17 protein-coding genes are annotated in these 15336 nt (G+C 48.6%); 8 read left to right on the top strand and 9 right to left on the bottom strand.

Going from position 1 to position 15336, the window contains the following annotated elements; translation table 11 throughout:
- Positions 1 to 16: 16 nt before the first annotated feature.
- On the top strand, positions 17 to 451 hold the full coding sequence (locus QUE23_RS01230; protein WP_286348896.1) for a hypothetical protein: 435 nt from the start codon (positions 17 to 19) through the stop codon (positions 449 to 451).
- A gap of 56 nt (positions 452 to 507) precedes the next feature.
- Here QUE23_RS01230 and QUE23_RS01225 read toward each other — a convergent pair whose 3' ends face one another.
- Positions 508 to 1272, bottom strand: a complete 765-nt coding sequence (locus tag QUE23_RS01225) for a hypothetical protein (protein WP_286348895.1) — start codon at positions 1270 to 1272, stop codon at positions 508 to 510.
- 70 nt (positions 1273 to 1342) lie between these two features.
- Between QUE23_RS01225 and mnmG the strand changes: the two genes are divergently transcribed.
- Entirely contained in the window at positions 1343 to 4354 is a 3012-nt protein-coding gene (gene mnmG, locus QUE23_RS09910; protein ID WP_353622233.1) for a tRNA uridine-5-carboxymethylaminomethyl(34) synthesis enzyme MnmG, read from the top strand.
- Here the strand turns inward: mnmG and hsrA are convergent.
- The 6 genes from hsrA to QUE23_RS01185 all read right to left on the bottom strand — a co-directional run bounded on the left by hsrA (position 4351) and on the right by QUE23_RS01185 (position 9566).
- Entirely contained in the window at positions 4351 to 5031 is a 681-nt protein-coding gene (hsrA, locus tag QUE23_RS01210; RefSeq protein ID WP_286348894.1) for a homeostatic response regulator transcription factor HsrA, read from the bottom strand. The genes mnmG and hsrA overlap by 4 nt on opposite strands.
- A 170-nt stretch (positions 5032 to 5201) precedes the next feature.
- Positions 5202 to 6818 (bottom strand): arginine--tRNA ligase, encoded by a 1617-nt coding sequence (gene argS / locus QUE23_RS01205; protein ID WP_286348893.1) that lies wholly within the window; start codon positions 6816 to 6818, stop codon positions 5202 to 5204.
- Positions 6819 to 6820: 2 nt separating this feature from the next.
- A complete protein-coding gene (locus QUE23_RS01200; protein WP_104691161.1) occupies positions 6821 to 7060 on the bottom strand; it encodes a twin-arginine translocase TatA/TatE family subunit in 240 nt (79 codons plus the stop codon).
- Positions 7061 to 7074: 14 nt separating this feature from the next.
- Complete coding sequence (gene gmk, locus QUE23_RS01195; protein WP_286348892.1) at positions 7075 to 7695, bottom strand: guanylate kinase; 621 nt, start codon at positions 7693 to 7695, stop codon at positions 7075 to 7077.
- A 123-nt stretch (positions 7696 to 7818) separates the two neighbouring features.
- Complete coding sequence (locus tag QUE23_RS01190; RefSeq protein ID WP_286348891.1) at positions 7819 to 8115, bottom strand: hypothetical protein; 297 nt, start codon at positions 8113 to 8115, stop codon at positions 7819 to 7821.
- A 38-nt stretch (positions 8116 to 8153) separates the two neighbouring features.
- Positions 8154 to 9566 carry a midas domain-containing protein gene (locus QUE23_RS01185; protein WP_286348890.1) on the bottom strand — a complete coding sequence of 471 codons (1413 nt, stop codon included), beginning with the start codon at positions 9564 to 9566 and terminating at the stop codon, positions 8154 to 8156.
- A gap of 91 nt (positions 9567 to 9657) precedes the next feature.
- Here QUE23_RS01185 and QUE23_RS01180 point away from each other — a divergent pair, with 91 nt between their 5' ends.
- A complete protein-coding gene (locus QUE23_RS01180) occupies positions 9658 to 10191 on the top strand; it encodes a phospholipase D-like domain-containing protein (protein ID WP_434801991.1) in 534 nt (177 codons plus the stop codon).
- Here the strand turns inward: QUE23_RS01180 and QUE23_RS01175 are convergent.
- Positions 10188 to 10871: an outer membrane protein gene (locus QUE23_RS01175; RefSeq protein WP_286348889.1), complete on the bottom strand. Its 684-nt coding sequence runs from the start codon at positions 10869 to 10871 to the stop codon at positions 10188 to 10190. The two genes, QUE23_RS01180 and QUE23_RS01175, sit on opposite strands and share 4 nt — an antisense overlap.
- Positions 10872 to 11010: 139 nt before the next feature.
- Between QUE23_RS01175 and flgH the strand changes: the two genes are divergently transcribed.
- The 5 genes from flgH to pseI are packed head-to-tail and all read left to right on the top strand — an operon-like array spanning position 11011 to position 14883.
- Positions 11011 to 11724: a flagellar basal body L-ring protein FlgH gene (gene flgH, locus QUE23_RS01170; protein WP_434801990.1), complete on the top strand. Its 714-nt coding sequence runs from the start codon at positions 11011 to 11013 to the stop codon at positions 11722 to 11724.
- Positions 11724 to 12416, top strand: a complete 693-nt coding sequence (pseF, locus tag QUE23_RS01165) for a pseudaminic acid cytidylyltransferase (RefSeq protein ID WP_286348888.1) — start codon at positions 11724 to 11726, stop codon at positions 12414 to 12416. Before flgH ends, pseF begins: the two co-directional genes overlap by 1 nt.
- The gene (locus QUE23_RS01160; protein WP_286348887.1) at positions 12391 to 13317 is read left to right on the top strand and encodes a hypothetical protein; all 927 of its coding nucleotides are present in this window, start codon (positions 12391 to 12393) and stop codon (positions 13315 to 13317) included. Before pseF ends, QUE23_RS01160 begins: the two co-directional genes overlap by 26 nt.
- Entirely contained in the window at positions 13310 to 13876 is a 567-nt protein-coding gene (gene pseH, locus QUE23_RS01155) for a UDP-4-amino-4,6-dideoxy-N-acetyl-beta-L-altrosamine N-acetyltransferase (protein WP_286348886.1), read from the top strand. The genes QUE23_RS01160 and pseH overlap by 8 nt, the downstream gene beginning before the upstream one ends.
- Positions 13873 to 14883: a pseudaminic acid synthase gene (gene pseI, locus QUE23_RS01150; protein ID WP_286348885.1), complete on the top strand. Its 1011-nt coding sequence runs from the start codon at positions 13873 to 13875 to the stop codon at positions 14881 to 14883. The genes pseH and pseI overlap by 4 nt, the downstream gene beginning before the upstream one ends.
- Here pseI and fur read toward each other — a convergent pair.
- Positions 14863 to 15318 (bottom strand): ferric iron uptake transcriptional regulator, encoded by a 456-nt coding sequence (gene fur / locus QUE23_RS01145; protein ID WP_286348884.1) that lies wholly within the window; start codon positions 15316 to 15318, stop codon positions 14863 to 14865. The genes pseI and fur overlap by 21 nt on opposite strands.
- Positions 15319 to 15336 lie beyond the last annotated feature (18 nt).

Raw genomic sequence — 15336 nt, 5'->3', positions numbered from 1 at the left:
AGAGCGGCTAAAAAGCATGCAAGAAGCCCTGCTTAGGGGGGATTTTATCCACTATGAAGAGCTGCAGACTAGGGACTTTCAAGAGCTCTCAAATTTTCAAGAGAGTGCCCCAAAGCCCCCCACACACGCCCTAGAAAAACGCCTAGAAGAGCTACAAACTAGGTTTTCTAAAAGCCCCCTAGAGCAGCAAATCAAAACCCTCAACGAACAACTGGCCGCCCACTTAAAACAAGCCAAAGACCCCAACACAAGGGCATTAGCTTACGCCGCCTATAACCAACAAGCGCAGGGCTTAGAACTCAAATTGCTTTTAGAGCTCACACGGCATTTAGCCTTTTTAAACGAAACGATGGCCATGCAGGCGGGGATTTTGGCTAAAAGCGCAGGCGCGTCTTTTGGCGCGCCCCTTAAACCCTACACCCCTTTAAATGCCTATGGTTTTCCTAACTAACCCTTGGGTGTTTAGGGCGGGCATAGGCCGGGGGTCATAAAGCCAAATGGGGGTGGTTAGCCCCTTGTATCTAGTAAATTCTCTTCAAAGCTAAAGAGCGGTTCGGGTAGGGGCTTGGCGGTGTAAATCTCTATGTGGCTAAAGCCCTTAAGGTTTTCGGTTTGCCCCCTTAAAAGGGTTGCCACACTTTCATACGCCACACCTAAGGACAGACAAACCCCCCCATCTTGCTTGTAAAGCACGCCCTGCAAGGGGCCTAAATGCGGATAAAGGGCGTAAAATTCCAGCCGTTCTTGCTTGCCGCCCTTTTTAAACTGCACTAGAGACTCTTTATGCCCGTCCGTAACAACAAAGCTTGCCACTTCGTGCTGTAAAGAGAGTAAGAGATTGCCAAAGAATAAAAAGTCTTGACGGGTGGAGGCGTGGGTGAAGTGCTGTAAAATCTGCTCGTGGTAGTCTTTAAAGACTTCCTTGCTCTCGTGGCTTAAAAGCTTGTGTAATTCTTGCAAGTCTAGTTTTAGGGGGGCGTTTTTGAGCTCTGCTAGGATGGGCGGTTGGGGGATTAAATTAGAGAGCATGGTCGCGCCCACTGAGCTTTTATGCACCAACGCCCAATAGGTTTTGCCTAAAACAAGGTTCTTTTGGCTCTTGCTCTCGAGCACTTGGTTGCCTAGTTGCAACAGGTATTGATCCGCCCCCTTTTTTTCTAAAACCTTTAAGAGCAGGGGCAGCGTCCCGTTGAAGTTTTGCGCTTGTGGGTGGTCTTTTAAGAGCTCTTGGAGCAAGCCGAGTTGTTGCAACGCACTAATGGGGTTTAACATGGTTACAATTCTAGCATAAAGCCCTTTTGGGTTAAGTCAGTGTTAAAATGTTTCACAATAGAATAGAGGCATGTTGAGTCATTTTGATATAGTCGTGGTGGGTGGCGGACACGCCGGCATCGAGGCATCCATTGTTGCAGCGAAAATGGGTGCGAAGGTGCATTTACTCACGCTTTTAGTGGAAAATATCGGGCTAGCCAGCTGTAACCCCGCCATAGGCGGGCTTGGCAAGGGGCACTTAGTCAAAGAAGTGGACGCGCTAGGTGGGGTTATGGGGGTGCTCACCGATATGAGCGGGTTGCAATTTCGCACCCTAAACGCGTCTAAGGGCCCGGCCGTTCGAGGAAGTCGGGCGCAAATTGACATGGACGCTTACCGCATCAACGCCCGCAATTTGGTGCTAAACACCCCAAATTTGAGCGTGTCGCAAGAAATGGTGGAAGGGCTTTTAGTAGAAGATAGGGCTGTAGTGGGCGTGAAAAGCGCGCTAGGCAAGGAGTATCGAGCACAAAAAGTCATCTTAACCACGGGGACTTTTTTACAAGGTTTGGTGCATATTGGCACGCACCAAAGCCAAAATGGGCGTTTTGGCGAGAGCGCAGCGGTGGCTCTATCTTTAAATTTGGCAGATTTGGGCTTTGAAATGGGGCGGCTAAAAACGGGCACTTGCCCTAGACTAGCGGGTGCTAGCATTGACTTTAGCCAACTAGAGGCACATGGTGGCGATTTGTTGCCCCCTAAGTTTAGCCATCACACCAAGGGTTTTAACCCCCAACAGCTGCCGTGTTTTATCACCTATACGAACACAAACACGCATGCGATCATCCGCCAAAACTTCCACTTGGCCCCCATGTTTAGCGGGCAGATTGAGAGCGTGGGGCCACGCTACTGCCCGAGTATTGAGGACAAGGTCTATCGCTTCCACGAGAAGGAACGCCACCAGCTCTTTTTAGAGCCGCAAACCCGTAGCTGTAGCGAGTATTATGTCAATGGCTTAAGCACTTCCTTGCCCTTTGAGGTGCAAGAGCAGGTCATCCACTCCATTAAGGGGCTAGAGCACGCCCAAATCACCCGCTATGGTTATGCCATTGAATATGACTTTGTCCCTCCTACACAGCTCAAACACACCCTAGAAACAAGGTGGATTTCTAATCTTTATTTAGCCGGGCAGATCAATGGCACCACGGGCTATGAAGAGGCAGCAGCGCAGGGACTCATGGCGGGCATCAATGCGTGTTTAAGCCTACAAAATAAACCCGAGCTGGTGTTGCGCCGTGATGAGGCCTATATCGGGGTGATGATTGACGACCTTGTGAGTAAGGGCACACAAGAGCCTTACAGAATGTTCACTTCAAGGGCAGAGTACCGCCTTTTGCTTAGAGAAGACAATGCCCGCTTAAGGCTTGGCGGATACGCCCACGGACTTGGACTTATGGGCGATGCCGAGTATGCAGAGCTTCGCGCTCAAAAAGAGCAAATCCAAAGTGCATTAGAGCGGCTAAAAAACACTGCGATCACGCCCACTAAGGAAGTGCTAAAATGCTTGAAAGACGCAGGCCAAGCCCCCCTTAATGATAAATGCGATGGGGTGTTTTTAATGGGGAGGGAGGGCTTTAGTCCCAATGTGTTGCCTGAGTTTTTAGGCTTTTTGATGGAGCTTGCACCTTTTATTTTGGAGCAGGTTAAAATTGAATGCAAATACCACGACTACATTGCCAAACAAAGCGCGTCCATTGCCAAAATGGCGCAAATGCTAAACACCCCCATACCGCTAGATTTTAACTACCAAAGCATCACGGGTTTGGGGTTAGAAGCGTGCGAAAAGCTAGAGAAATTCCGCCCCAAAAGCCTTTTTGAAGCTTCACAAATCAGTGGGATCACCCCTGCAAATTTAGAAGTCCTGCAACTTTACCTACACCTACACCAAAAACTCAAGAAAACCCCCATGAATCCCGCTAAAATCGCCCAAAAACTTATAAGCTACAAAACCATCACTCCCAAAGAGGAGGGGATTTATAAGTACATACAATCTTTATTGCCTGATTTCACACCCTTAAGGGCGGATAAAAATGGGGTGAAAAATCTCTTTTTGACAAAGGACTTTGGGGGGGCTGATCCCTTGCACTTTTGCTTTGTGGGGCATGTAGATGTCGTGCCTGTGGGGCAGGGGTGGCGTTTTGACCCCTTTGGTGGGGAGATTTTAGAGGAGTTTTTGTATGGGCGAGGGGCGCAGGATATGAAGGGGGGGGTGGCGGCGTTTGTATGCGCCTTGCAAGAATTTTGCGCCAAAGTTGCCCCCGATACGCCCTTAAGGCTCTCTGTTTTACTCACAAGCGATGAAGAAGGCCCGGCGGAGTTTGGCACAAAATACATGCTAGAGGTGTTGCAAGAGAAAGACCTACTGCCCGATTTTGCGCTTGTGGCAGAACCCACTTGCGTCAAGTATTTGGGCGATAGTGTGAAAATCGGACGGCGTGGCTCAATTGCGGGCAGGCTCACCATTTACGGCGTGCCCGGGCATGTTGCCTACCCTAAGACTTGTTTAAATCCCATAGACATTGTCGCCGACAAGCTGAGTTTGATTGCGGGGGCGTTCTTAGACGAGGGCGATGCGTCCTTTGAGCCCTCCCGCCTTGTCATCACTTCTATGAAAACCGACTCGAGTGCAGAAAATGTTACCCCAAAGACCTTAGACATCACCTTTAATGTCCGTAACTCGCCCAGCACAACCCTAAAAGATCTTGAAAACTTCTTAGAAATTGTCCTTGCTAAAGTCCCCTACGACTTGAGCCTAAAACAAAACTCCATACCCTTTCTCTCGTCTAAGAACTCGCTGTTGGTGGGGTGTTTAGATCAAGCCATTGGTGAAGTTTTAAACACCACACCCACACTCAACACAAACGGAGGGACAAGCGACGCACGGTTTTTACACGCTTTCGGGGTGGAGGTGGTGGAGTTTGGACTCACCAATGAGCGCATACACGCCATCGATGAACACTTAGAGATCGCCCAACTTGAGAAACTGAGCCTTGTCTTCTTAAGACTCTTGGAGCTCATCGCTCAAAAAGGCCTAAAGACTTAGTTATCTGCGCTGCCCTTAGGGTAGCAAAAGCGATAACCCCTACGGCGCACGGTTTCCACCGTGGAGATGCCTAAAGGCTTATCCATTTTTTGGCGGATTTGGTTAATCGCCACTTCGATCACATTAGGTGTCACAAGTTCGGGTTCTTCCCAAATCGCATCTAAAAGCTGCTCTTTTGACACAATTTGATCCCTATGTCTAGCAAGGTGTGTCAATACTTCAAAGGGTTTACCCTTCACTTCAATTTCCTTGCCCTTATACACGATCTTTTCTTCATCGGGATTAATGATTAAATCCTCAATCTCAATGATACTAGAGCCCCAAAAACGCAAACGCGCCTCAATCCTTGCCACCAAAACCCCCATGTCAAAGGGTTTGGCGATAAAGTCGTCCACGCCCTCTTTAAACGCCTTGATCTCTTGCTCGCTCGAGTCATGCTCGGCCAAAATGATGCTGACAATGGAGGGGTGTTTGGCTTTGGCGTAAGGCACGAGGCTTAAACCATTGCCATCTTTGAGTTCAAACCCAATCAGCACCAAATCATAGTTGCGGATACTGATATAATATTCCCCATCCTCAAGATTTTCGGCGACATCAACTTGAAAACCCTTTTCGTTGAGAAAGGTGCTGATCTCTTTACTCAAGTCCCCATCGTTTTCTACTAACAAGATACGCATTTCAATCCTTTACCTAAAACTTAAACTTAAAGAATTATAACATAAGTTTTTAAGCTCTTGTAAAGTTTAAGAGAAAGATACAAGTTTTTTAGGTATAATGCGTTTTGGTTGGTTTTCCAACCGGGCACGGGCGGGGTAACCTCCCCCTCCTTATCCCCGCCCACCCTTGTCTACATTTTCTTTTTGGCTTCGATTCCTAGCAATTTTAACCCGATTGTCAAACTCGAACTCACCATAAGGCATAATTTCAAATAGGGCAGCTCTTGGGGTGTGTCTAAAATCCTATAGGCATTGTAAAAGCTGTGTAAATCCGCTGCCAGGGCTTTTAAGTAGTCGCAAATTTTTTGCAGTTCCTGATCGTTAAATGTCCCTTGCAAGACTTTAGGCAAGTTGAGAGCATTAAAAAGCAAGTTCTGCCCTGCAGGGGGCAAGTCTAATAAGGCACTTTGGCGCACTTCTTCTAAACTTCCCCCCTTTTGGGCGAATTTGTCAAGCATGGTGTGGATACGGGCGTTGGCGTAGTGTATGTAAAAAATGGGGTTGGTGCTGTCTGTGTTTTGCAAGCTCGCCACATCAAAGTCTAAATGCGTGTCTAGTTTTTTAGACAAGAAAATAAAACGCAAAGCGTCCTTACCCATGTCTTGCAAGACATCCTGCAATAGCACGAAATTACCCGCCCTTTTACTCATTTTATAAGGTTGCCCCCCCTTTACCAAAGCCACCATCTGCACCAACAAGACCTTTAACTTAGACGCATCGTAACCCAAAAATTGCAAGGACGCTTTAATGCGGGGGACATAGCCGTGGTGGTCTGCCCCAAAGATATTAATGTAGTGGTCGTAGCCTTGTTGAAACTTATAGTCGTGGTAAACAATGTCGGGGGCTAGGTAGGTGAAATCCCCATCGGCTTTACGCACCACACGATCTTTTTCATCGCCAAAGACGCTAGATTTGAGCCACAGCTTGCCCTCTTCTTCATACACCCCCCCGCTTGCTTCTAGACGTTGAAACACTTTAGCGCTGTGCGCAAACACCGCCTTTTCGCTGACATAGCCATCCATGTGAATGCCGACATTTGCCAAAGTTTCTTGGATCTCTGCTAGCATTAAACCCTTAGCAAAGTTGCCAAATTGCACCACCAACGCCTCTTCATCCACCCCTTCCAAACTCTCTAGGTTAAAATGCTCTTTAGCCATTTGGGCGAGCTCATAGACATAGTCGCCTTTGTAGCACGCATCGGGGTAATCCACCTTGTCGCCAAACTTTTCCTTCAAACGCAAGAACACAGATAGCCCTAAAGTTTTGATCTGCGCACCTAAGTCATTGATGTAATACTCGCTATGCACCTTGTAGCCCAAAAAGCGGGCAAGTTTACAAAAGCTGTCGCCAAAAATCGCCCCCCTCGCATGCCCGATATGTAAAGGTCCCGTGGGATTTGCACTCACAAACTCCACATAATAACTCTCCTCTTTGTCTGCCTGTCTGCCAAAGTCCGCCCCCAAAGACAAAGCCTCGTTGCAAAGGCTGTTTAAAAACCCTTCCTTGAGTGTGAAATTGATATACCCATTGAGCGGGGCGATTTGGCTAAACACTTCTTGACACTCGGGGTGTGTGCTTAAAGTCTGCACCAATTCCTCAGCAATGAGTTTAGGGGCTTTTTTACGCACCTTGGCTAGGGGGAAGGCCACCACGCTGGCGTAATGCCCTAAAGAGCGATCTTTGGGGTGCTCTAGCACCACTTCAGTTTGTAACACCCGTTCTAATAACTCCTTGACTCTGCGGTGCATGGCTAACTTTGTTGTTCTTTCTGTGGAGTGGTGTGCGTGGGCTGTGTGGATTGCTGTGGGCTTTGCATCGTTACACTCTCAGGCTTTTTACCCTCCTCCTCCTCATCCTCTTTAACCGCCTTTTTGAAGTTTTTAATCCCACTGCCTAGTCCCTTTGCCAGCTCGGGGATTTTCTTCGCCCCAAACAAAAGCAAAATCACCGCCAAAACAATCAACCAATGCCAAACACTAAAAGTACCCATTTACATCCTTCTTTTTAATGACTCGCCCCCCACGCCTCGCAAAACTCCTCTTTGGGAAACATTTGCTGTTTGTAACCCAAGGTGTGGGCGACCTCTAACACCATTTTTTTAGACAATTCCAAATCCTCATTAACCAACACATAGTCAAACAACTCGACCTCTTGAATCTCCTGCAAGGCGGTTTGTAAACGCCGCTCGATCACCTCGTGGCTATCTGTGCGTCTTTGCTCTAGGCGTTCTTTTAAGGTGTGGATATTCTTTGTGGTGATAAAAATAGAAGTCGCCTTTTTATAAACTTCCTTGACACTGCGATGCCCCTGCACATCGATGTCAAACAAGATCAACTTGCCCACCTTTAGAGCCTGTTCAATGGGGGTGATAGAAGTGCCGTAGTAATGCCCGTGCACCTTCGCCCACTCTAAAAATTGCTTGTTATCTATGCCCTTTAAAAACGCCTCTTGGCTCACAAAATAATAATGTTGCCCCTCCACTTCACCCGCTCTTTTGGGGCGGGTGGTGGTGGAGATAGAGAAATAAATATCGGGGCAATGCTTGAGTAGGTGGCTGATTAAAGTGCTCTTACCAGAACCACTAGGTCCTGCCAACACCAACATGCGGTAAGCGTGGTTAGGCATCTTTGTCTGCTAAATTGACTCGTATATTCAGAGTTTTGCCCTCTAAAAGTTTAGGGTCAATGGGCAAATCTTTCAACAAGTCTTTTAAATCAAAACTCAAATGCAAGGGTGTTGCCCCTCCTCCTACTGTGGGTGCGCTCTCTTGGGGGTTTCTTGCTCTTGGGGGGCTTGCTTTAGGCTCTCTTTGGGGGCTTCTTCAGGGTCTTTTGTGATTTCAGGTTTTGGGCTTTCGCCTTCTACAAGGGGCTCTTCTGCCGCCAGGTCTTCTAACTCTGTGGGGATTTGCTCTATGTCTGCTCGTGGGGCTTTGGGGCTTGGGGTTTGGGGGGCTTCATACGAGCCATCCACCACACTAGACATCACCGGTTCGGGGATGTCTTCAATGTGTTCGTACTCTTGTGGGTCTTTTTCTAATTCCACTTGGGATTCTTGTGTATCCTTTTTTGTGGGGACGGTTTCTAGCTCTGCTTGGGGGGTCGGGGGGGGTCGATCTCTTGGGGTTCTAGCTCTAGCTCTGGACTGCCTTGTGGATTTTCTGTTTCTAGGTTTTGTGTCTCCAACTCAGGGGCTTCATCAAGCTCCAATTCTAGTTGTTCTACGCTTTCTTGCGCTTGAGGCCTGGTTTCTAGCTCGGGGATTTGTGTGCTTTCTTGCGCTTGAGGTTCTTGCTCTGTGGGCTCTGTCCCTTGTGGGGTTTTTGTTTCTAATTCTATGGATGCTTGTTCTAACTCGGGTTCTGTGGGGGCTTCTTGGGCGGATTCTTGAGCTATGGATTCGGGCTGTGGTGTGGCCGCGGGTGGTTCTAGCTCTAAATTGTCTAGATCTTCCGAGTCCTTTAACTCGGAAACTTGTGGATTTTCTGTGGGTTGTGAATCGGGTTCTACAGGTTCAGCTTTGGGTTCTTCTGTGGATTCCGCGCCTTTTTTTGCATCTGATTCTAGCACCTCTATGGGATCTTGGTCTAAACCACTCTCTTTGGATGCGGGGGATTCTTGAAAGGTTTGCAAATCAGACTCTGTTGTCTCCTCAATCTCGTGCTTGGCAGACTGCATGAGATCGCCCATGGCTTGCATGTTATCCATCAAATCCTGTGCTTTGGGGGAGTCCTCTTGCACCAAATCCTCTAACATTTCATCGTGTTCTAATCCGGCATGGGTTTCGTCCTCGCTGTCGTCCACAGGCAACAAATCGTCTAAATTCAAAGCTAAGGGGTCATGCGCCTCTTGTGGTGGTGTGTCCTCTTTTAGGGCTTCTTTTACTGTTTCTTCTTTTGCTGTTTCTGTGGTCTGTGCTGCCTTGGATTCCTCTGCTGTGTTTTGGGGCTGTTCTGTGGGCTCTGTGATGGCGGTTTCTTGTGGTGGTGTTGGGGGTTCTTCCTTGCTCTCTTCTTTGGGGGGCTCTTGGGAGGTGAGGGCGATGGGGTCTAACAACCCCTCTAGCTGGTTCAAGCTCGAGTCGATGTCTTTAAAAAAATCCGCATCCGACTCGGCCGACACCGCCTCGATGTCTTTTGGGAGCGAGGGAGAGCTTTGCGGCATGGCAGGACCCATGCTTCTTTGCAAGATATGCAAAATGTCTGTGGGTAGAAAGGGCTTTTTGATGTAGTGGGTGAACTCCCCAAACTCCTCAATGCCTTTACGCAACAACAGCCCGCTGAGCTGTACCCCCTCTAGATGCGATTTTAAATGCTCGTATTCCTCGCCATCCACCGCCGTGTCGTCAGCGAAGAAAAAGCATTCCTTGCTTTCCTCAAGGGTGGGTAAAATCTTTTCCACATGTTCTTCAGCCACAAGCTCCAAATCTAGCTTTTTGGCGATGTTCTCAAAAAGTTTGCCCACCATTTTATTTTGGTTCACTAACAGAATTTTCAAGGACACTCCTTAAGCTGGGCTAACTAAGCCGTGGATTATAATATAAGTTCCCTATGTTTTGGATTAACAATAATTTTAAAGGACTTTAAAGATGCGCTCGTTCAAATCTCTTTTATCCCTCTGTTTGCTCGCTGCCACAATGCACGCCGCCCCCACTTTATACATGCTCCCCTACGAGCAACACGAGGCTCTAAAGAGCCTCATTAGTGGGATCAACGCCGCTAAAAGCCAAATCAACATCTCCATTTACAGCTTCACACACAAAGACATCGCCAAAGCCCTGAAAGACGCGGCTAGCCGGGGCGTGAAGGTGAACATCATTTACGACACCGGTGGTGCGCATGGCAAATACTCCACAATGGGTTACCTGGCTAAATACCGGGGGATTTCCACTTGTATGCTTAGCGGCAAAGAAGCCCGCTATTTTGGCAAAGGCAAAGAACATAGGGGGATCATGCACCAAAAGCTCGCCATCATCGACAACAACACGATCTTTTTAGGCTCGGCTAACTGGAGCAAAAACGCCTTTGAGAACAATTACGAATTGCTGGTCAAAGACAACGACCCCTCCATGATCCAAAAAGCCCAAAGTTATTACAAAAAAATGTGGAGTGAGTGCCGCTAAAAGTGGTAATTGTAGCCAATGTAAAAGGCAAAGGTTCTGCGGAAAGTAACACTGCAATCGCCCCCGCTGTAGTAAATATGGTTAATGGTGGGGATTTTAAAACCAACATCGATCCCGTGTTGGCCCACCACCAAAGCTCTAACCCCGATGTTAAAGAGGAATTGGAACGCACTTGTACTGGGGTTGGCGTAACTGGGTAGACCCATTGCTTTTTGTCCACTCGCGCCCACAAGCCACGAAGTCCCAGCAATGGCGACCCCCACATAAACGCCCAAATCTAAAGAAATGTCGTTGCGGTAAAACGCCCCCTGAAAAAAGTTATAGAAAAAGTCGGCGGCTGCACCATAGGTGAGTAAATCATTGCCCCCGTAGTACTGCCCTCCGCCATAGGGGGTTTTTGGGTAGCGTGCCCCAAAGCCTTGCCAATCTAAAAAGGCGTAGTAGCGTGCCCCGAACATTTGATCTTTTCTAAAATAGCCCGTGTAACCTACATTAAAGCCTAGCCCATTTGCCCCCACATTCATGTCATCGCGCCCGGAGCGGTGGGTACTCATTGCTGTGGAATTGCTGGTTAGGATCGTAACGGTACCTGTTTGGTAGCTTGCGCCCACAAAGAGCCCATCGGTCCAAGAATCGTGATGCCTGAATTGATCGCTGCTCTGCGCCCCCAAAGCCCCCAACTACAAATCCCCCAAGCACCCACGCTTTCCATTTTTTCATCTTGACTCCTAAAATTAAAAAAGACCTGATAGGCTTAAAATAAACCGCTATTATAGTATAATTTACATCTAAAATGTGCCAATTTTATAAGGATGTTTCATGGCTTTGCAAGGGATTTTAAAAATTTGGGGTGTGTTTTTGGCGGGGGGATTTTTGTGGGCGGTCGAGCCGGGGATGAAGTTCGATCCCCCCGACTATGTAGAAGACATGCCCTCTAAAGAGTTTATCCCCCAAATCGCAAAGCCGGGTAGCTTGTTCGGGCAGGGCGAGCGCCCCCTATTTGCCGACAGGCGGGCGATGAAACCCAATGATCTTATCACTGTGATTGTGGTCGAGAACTCCAGTGCCAATTACAACACCGCCAAAAACTACGCCAGCACCTCTAATGGCACCGCCACAGCCCCGCGCCTCACCTACAATGGCACGAACCTCAACAAGCGTAACCAAACCCAGTTCTTAAACGACAACACCAACTATAGCCTCACGCAATCAACAACCAACAACACCTTTAAAGGTGGGGGTTCGCAAAAGAAAAGCGAGGATCTAAAACTCACCCTCACCGCCCGCATTGTCAAAGTCCTAGAAAATGGCAACTACTTCATTTATGGCAGCCGCGAAGTCTTGGTGGATGGGGAGAAACAAGTCATTAAAATCAGCGGAGTGGTGCGCCCCTTTGACATCGCGCGCGACAACACGATTCAATCCAAATACATCGCCGATGCCAAGATTTCTTACACAAACCTAGGGGCACTTAGCAGCAGCAACAAGAAAAAAGTGGGCGGGGATGTGCTCGATTCAAGTTTTCCTTACTGATGATCGCCCTTATCCTAGCCCGCGGGGGGTCTAAGCGTGTCCCGCTTAAAAATATCGCCCCCTTTTTAGGCAAGCCCCTTTTAAGCCATGTCGTGCAAACCGCGCATGCCAGCCAGCTTTTTAGCCAAGTCTTTGTAAGCACCGACCACCCCGAAATCGCCAAAGTGGCCCAAGAAAATGGGGCAAGTGTGCTAGAGCGCCCCGCCCACCTAGCGGGGGATTTTAGCACGACCCTAGAAGTCGCCGCTAATGCCGCCTCGACGCTTAAACTGGAAGCAAACACTGATCTTTGCGTGCTTTACGCCACAAGTGTGCTTTTAAAAGCAGAGTATCTTAAAGAAGCCCTGCAGGCTTTGCAAACAAATCCTCTGAAAAAATACGCCTTTGCCTGCAGCATTTATAGCTCCTCGCCTTACCGCAGCTTTCACATTCAAGACAACACCCCCACCCCACTTTTTAACGACAACATGCAAAAACGCTCGCAGGATTTGCCCCCCCTTTATCACGATGCAGGGCTTTTCTACCTAGGCCAAGTCAAGCACTTTCTTGCCAAAGAACCCCTGCTTGCCCCCCACTCTTGGCCCCTTATCTTGCCCCAAGTGTGCGTGCAAGATATAGATAGCTTTGAAGATTTGACCCTCGCCGCCTTGAAATACACCGCCTTGCATGAAGACGATTCACCTCTTTGCTGACGCACACCCGCAAAGCGGGCTCGGGCATTTAAGGCGCATGCAAAAATTAAAAGCCTTGCTAGAGCCCATGGCACAGGTGCGCCTCTTTGCCCCACACCCCTTAGCCGACATCCCCATAGAGTGGCTTAAGAGCAAAATCTCAGGGGCCCATTTAACGATCATAGACAGCTACCTAGCCCAGCCCACCGATTACGCCCAAATCCAAACGCCTTTAATCATCTTTGAAGATTTATTTGCCAAAGAGCGCCTTGTCCCCACAGCAAAAAGCAACGCTTGTTGCCCCATTTACATCGTTAACCCCGCCCACCACGCCCACACCGCCTACCCTAAAGAGTTGCAAACCCACCCGCATTATTTTCTAGGCAGCGGGTATCACCCCATTGACCCCGTATTTTGTGCCCACAAACCCCTACAACCCACACCTCAAAAGATTTTGCTATGCTTGGGGGGCAGCGATTTGGTCTTGACACCGCTAAAGCGTGCCCTAGAGCTGTTAAAACCCACCACCCTACAAATCCACACCATCGCCCCCAAGCCCTTACTACCCCACTTGTCAACAGCCCCCAACTTTTCCTTTGAGCCGCTGGTAAGCCCCATAGAACTTGCCAAGCGTTTAAAGCAAGCCGACCTTGCCCTTTTTAGTGGGGGACAAATGGTCTATGAAGCGATCTTAAGCCAAACCCCCCTAGTGAGTTTACCCATTGCCTCTAACCAACTCCCCCAAGTGCAGGCGTTGGCAACAGAAGGGGCGCTGCTGTGTGCCAGTTTAGACAACTTGTTAAACGCCCTACAAAGCCTTTTAGATTTAAAGGATCGAGAGCGCATGCAGGCCGCCCAAAGGGGGTTAAAACTCGGGGGCAAACTCTTGCCCGCCTTGCAAAAGATTTTAGCCCATGCTTAATCTCTTAAACCAAAGCTTTGAAATCCCCAGTCAAGATTTTAAAGACAGCCAACCCCTGCACGCCTGCCACTTCTGCCACGCCACCAAAGCCGAAAAAATGCAAATTTTGGCCTTCCGCAACCACCCCTCCACCACCGCTTGGATGTATACCCAGCACATTTCTAAAGAAGCACATTTGCACTTCATTGAGCAACTGCAATTTAGCCAAAACTCCGCTTACTACCTTTTTAAACAAGGGCAAGAGCTGCTCGGTGTGGGCTCGCTCACCCGCATAGATTTTGCCCACAGCCACGCTTTTTTAGGCATCTACAAAAACCCTAGCTTAGAGCGTGTGGGGGCCTTGATCTTAGACGGGCTAGAGTTCATCGCTTTTTTTAAGTTTGGCTTGCACGCCCTGCACCTAGAAGTGATGGCGACCAACGCCCGCGCGATAGGTTTTTACGAGCGGCATGCTTACCGCAAGGGCGGTTTTTTGCGCGACTTCGTGCAACGTCAAGACAACTACTACGATGTGTGGCTTTTCTCCAAAATCTCCCCCCTAGACAAAGGCTTAAAATGACTCCTCTCATTGTTGCAGAATTGAGCGCCAACCACGCCCACTCCCTAGACACCGCTAAAAAATCTTTAATCGTGCTTAAAAACATGGGCGTAGGAGCGGCAAAACTGCAAACTTACACCCCAGATTGCCTGACCTTGTCCCTTAACAAGCCCCCCTTCGTCATCGAAGGCACACTTTGGGACAAACAAAGCCTGTATGCGCTTTACCAAGAAGCCGCCATGCCCCTAGAGTGGCACAAGCCCCTCTTTGGGCTTGCCAAAAGTTTGGATTTATGCCTCTTTAGCTCGGTGTTTAGTTTCAAGGGTTTAGAGCTGTTAGAGAGCCTAGATTGCCCCCTTTATAAAATCGCCAGCTTTGAGATCACGGATTTAGAATTGTTGCGCTTGGTCGCCAGCACCAAAAAGCCCTTGATCCTCTCTACGGGCATCGCCACACATGAGAACATCTTAGACGCGCTCGAAGTGTGCCACAAAGCGGGCAACACCGACATCACGCTGTTAAAATGCACCAGCGCCTACCCCGCCCCTCTCAAAGAGGCAAACTTGCTTGCCATGCCCCAACTCAAAGAGCTTTACCACACCCCTTATGGCTTAAGCGATCACACCCTGGGGCATTTAAGCGCGATCATCGCCACCTCGTTGGGCGCTAGCGTGATTGAAAAGCATTTCATGCTCGATAAAAGTTTAAAGACCCCCGATAGTGCCTTTAGCTTAGACACGAAAGAGTTTGGCGCGCTTATGCAGGCTGTGCGTGAAACCAAAGAAGCCCTAGGCAGCCCAACCCCTCACGCAAAAGAGATCAAAGGGGCGCAATTTGCCCGCTCACTTTTTGTGGTAAAGCCCCTTAAAAAGGGCGAAACGCTCACAAGAGAGCACATCAAAGCCTTGCGCCCAAATGCAGGGCTCGCCCCCAAATACCTAGATAAAGTCTTAGGCCAAAGGGCGGCTGGAGATTTAAAAGTGGGGCACCCTTTAAGCTGGCAGGATTTACTCGGCCCCCAAAGCTAGGCATTTGGGGCAAACCACAAATAATTTCATGTCGTGGCTGACTAATTTGGCCTGGTGCTTTTTGGCGACTTGGCTTTGCCGCTCTTCAATCTCAGGATCCACAAACTCAATGATCTCTCCACAATGCAAACAAATGATGTGGTCGTGGTGCTCTTTAGCCGCGATTTCATAGCGTCTTCCATTTTTGTTTGTTTCTAGTGTGTAAATAAAGTTTTCTTTTTCCAAGAAATTTAAAATGCGGTAAACGGAAGAAATGCTGGTGTTCTTGTCGTTTTGGCGGATACTTTGCGTGATCTCTTCAGGGCTTAAATGCGTCCCGCTCTTGTAAAGCACGCTCACCACCTCCTCGCGTTGTTTAGAGTTTTTCAGCCCATTTTTGCGAATCGCCAAGCGCAAACGCTCTAAAATGGATTCTAAAGTTTCTAGTCGGTTCATGCCAACTCCTTATAAAAT

The organism is Helicobacter felistomachi, assembly GCF_030296895.1.
Taxonomy (GTDB): Bacteria; Campylobacterota; Campylobacteria; order Campylobacterales; family Helicobacteraceae; genus Helicobacter; species Helicobacter felistomachi.
This window is presented reverse-complemented; position numbering and strand designations above follow the sequence as displayed.

Bases quoted from the DNA above. Each gene is read 5' to 3' on its own strand.
- mnmG (WP_353622233.1), top strand. From the start codon at position 1,343: ATGTTGAGTCATTTTGATATAGTCGTGGTGGGTGGCGGACACGCCGGC.
- hsrA (WP_286348894.1), bottom strand. From the start codon at position 5,031: ATGCGTATCTTGTTAGTAGAAAACGATGGGGACTTGAGTAAAGAGATC.
- QUE23_RS01180 (WP_434801991.1), top strand. From the start codon at position 9,658: ATGCGCTCGTTCAAATCTCTTTTATCCCTCTGTTTGCTCGCTGCCACA.
- QUE23_RS01230 (WP_286348896.1), top strand. From the start codon at position 17: ATGCAAGAAGCCCTGCTTAGGGGGGATTTTATCCACTATGAAGAGCTG.
- gmk (WP_286348892.1), bottom strand. From the start codon at position 7,695: ATGCCTAACCACGCTTACCGCATGTTGGTGTTGGCAGGACCTAGTGGT.
- pseH (WP_286348886.1), top strand. From the start codon at position 13,310: ATGCTTAATCTCTTAAACCAAAGCTTTGAAATCCCCAGTCAAGATTTT.
- QUE23_RS01200 (WP_104691161.1), bottom strand. From the start codon at position 7,060: ATGGGTACTTTTAGTGTTTGGCATTGGTTGATTGTTTTGGCGGTGATT.
- fur (WP_286348884.1), bottom strand. From the start codon at position 15,318: ATGAACCGACTAGAAACTTTAGAATCCATTTTAGAGCGTTTGCGCTTG.
- flgH (WP_434801990.1), top strand. From the start codon at position 11,011: ATGGCTTTGCAAGGGATTTTAAAAATTTGGGGTGTGTTTTTGGCGGGG.
- pseI (WP_286348885.1), top strand. From the start codon at position 13,873: ATGACTCCTCTCATTGTTGCAGAATTGAGCGCCAACCACGCCCACTCC.
- pseF (WP_286348888.1), top strand. From the start codon at position 11,724: ATGATCGCCCTTATCCTAGCCCGCGGGGGGTCTAAGCGTGTCCCGCTT.
- QUE23_RS01225 (WP_286348895.1), bottom strand. From the start codon at position 1,272: ATGTTAAACCCCATTAGTGCGTTGCAACAACTCGGCTTGCTCCAAGAG.
- argS (WP_286348893.1), bottom strand. From the start codon at position 6,818: ATGCACCGCAGAGTCAAGGAGTTATTAGAACGGGTGTTACAAACTGAA.
- QUE23_RS01160 (WP_286348887.1), top strand. From the start codon at position 12,391: ATGAAGACGATTCACCTCTTTGCTGACGCACACCCGCAAAGCGGGCTC.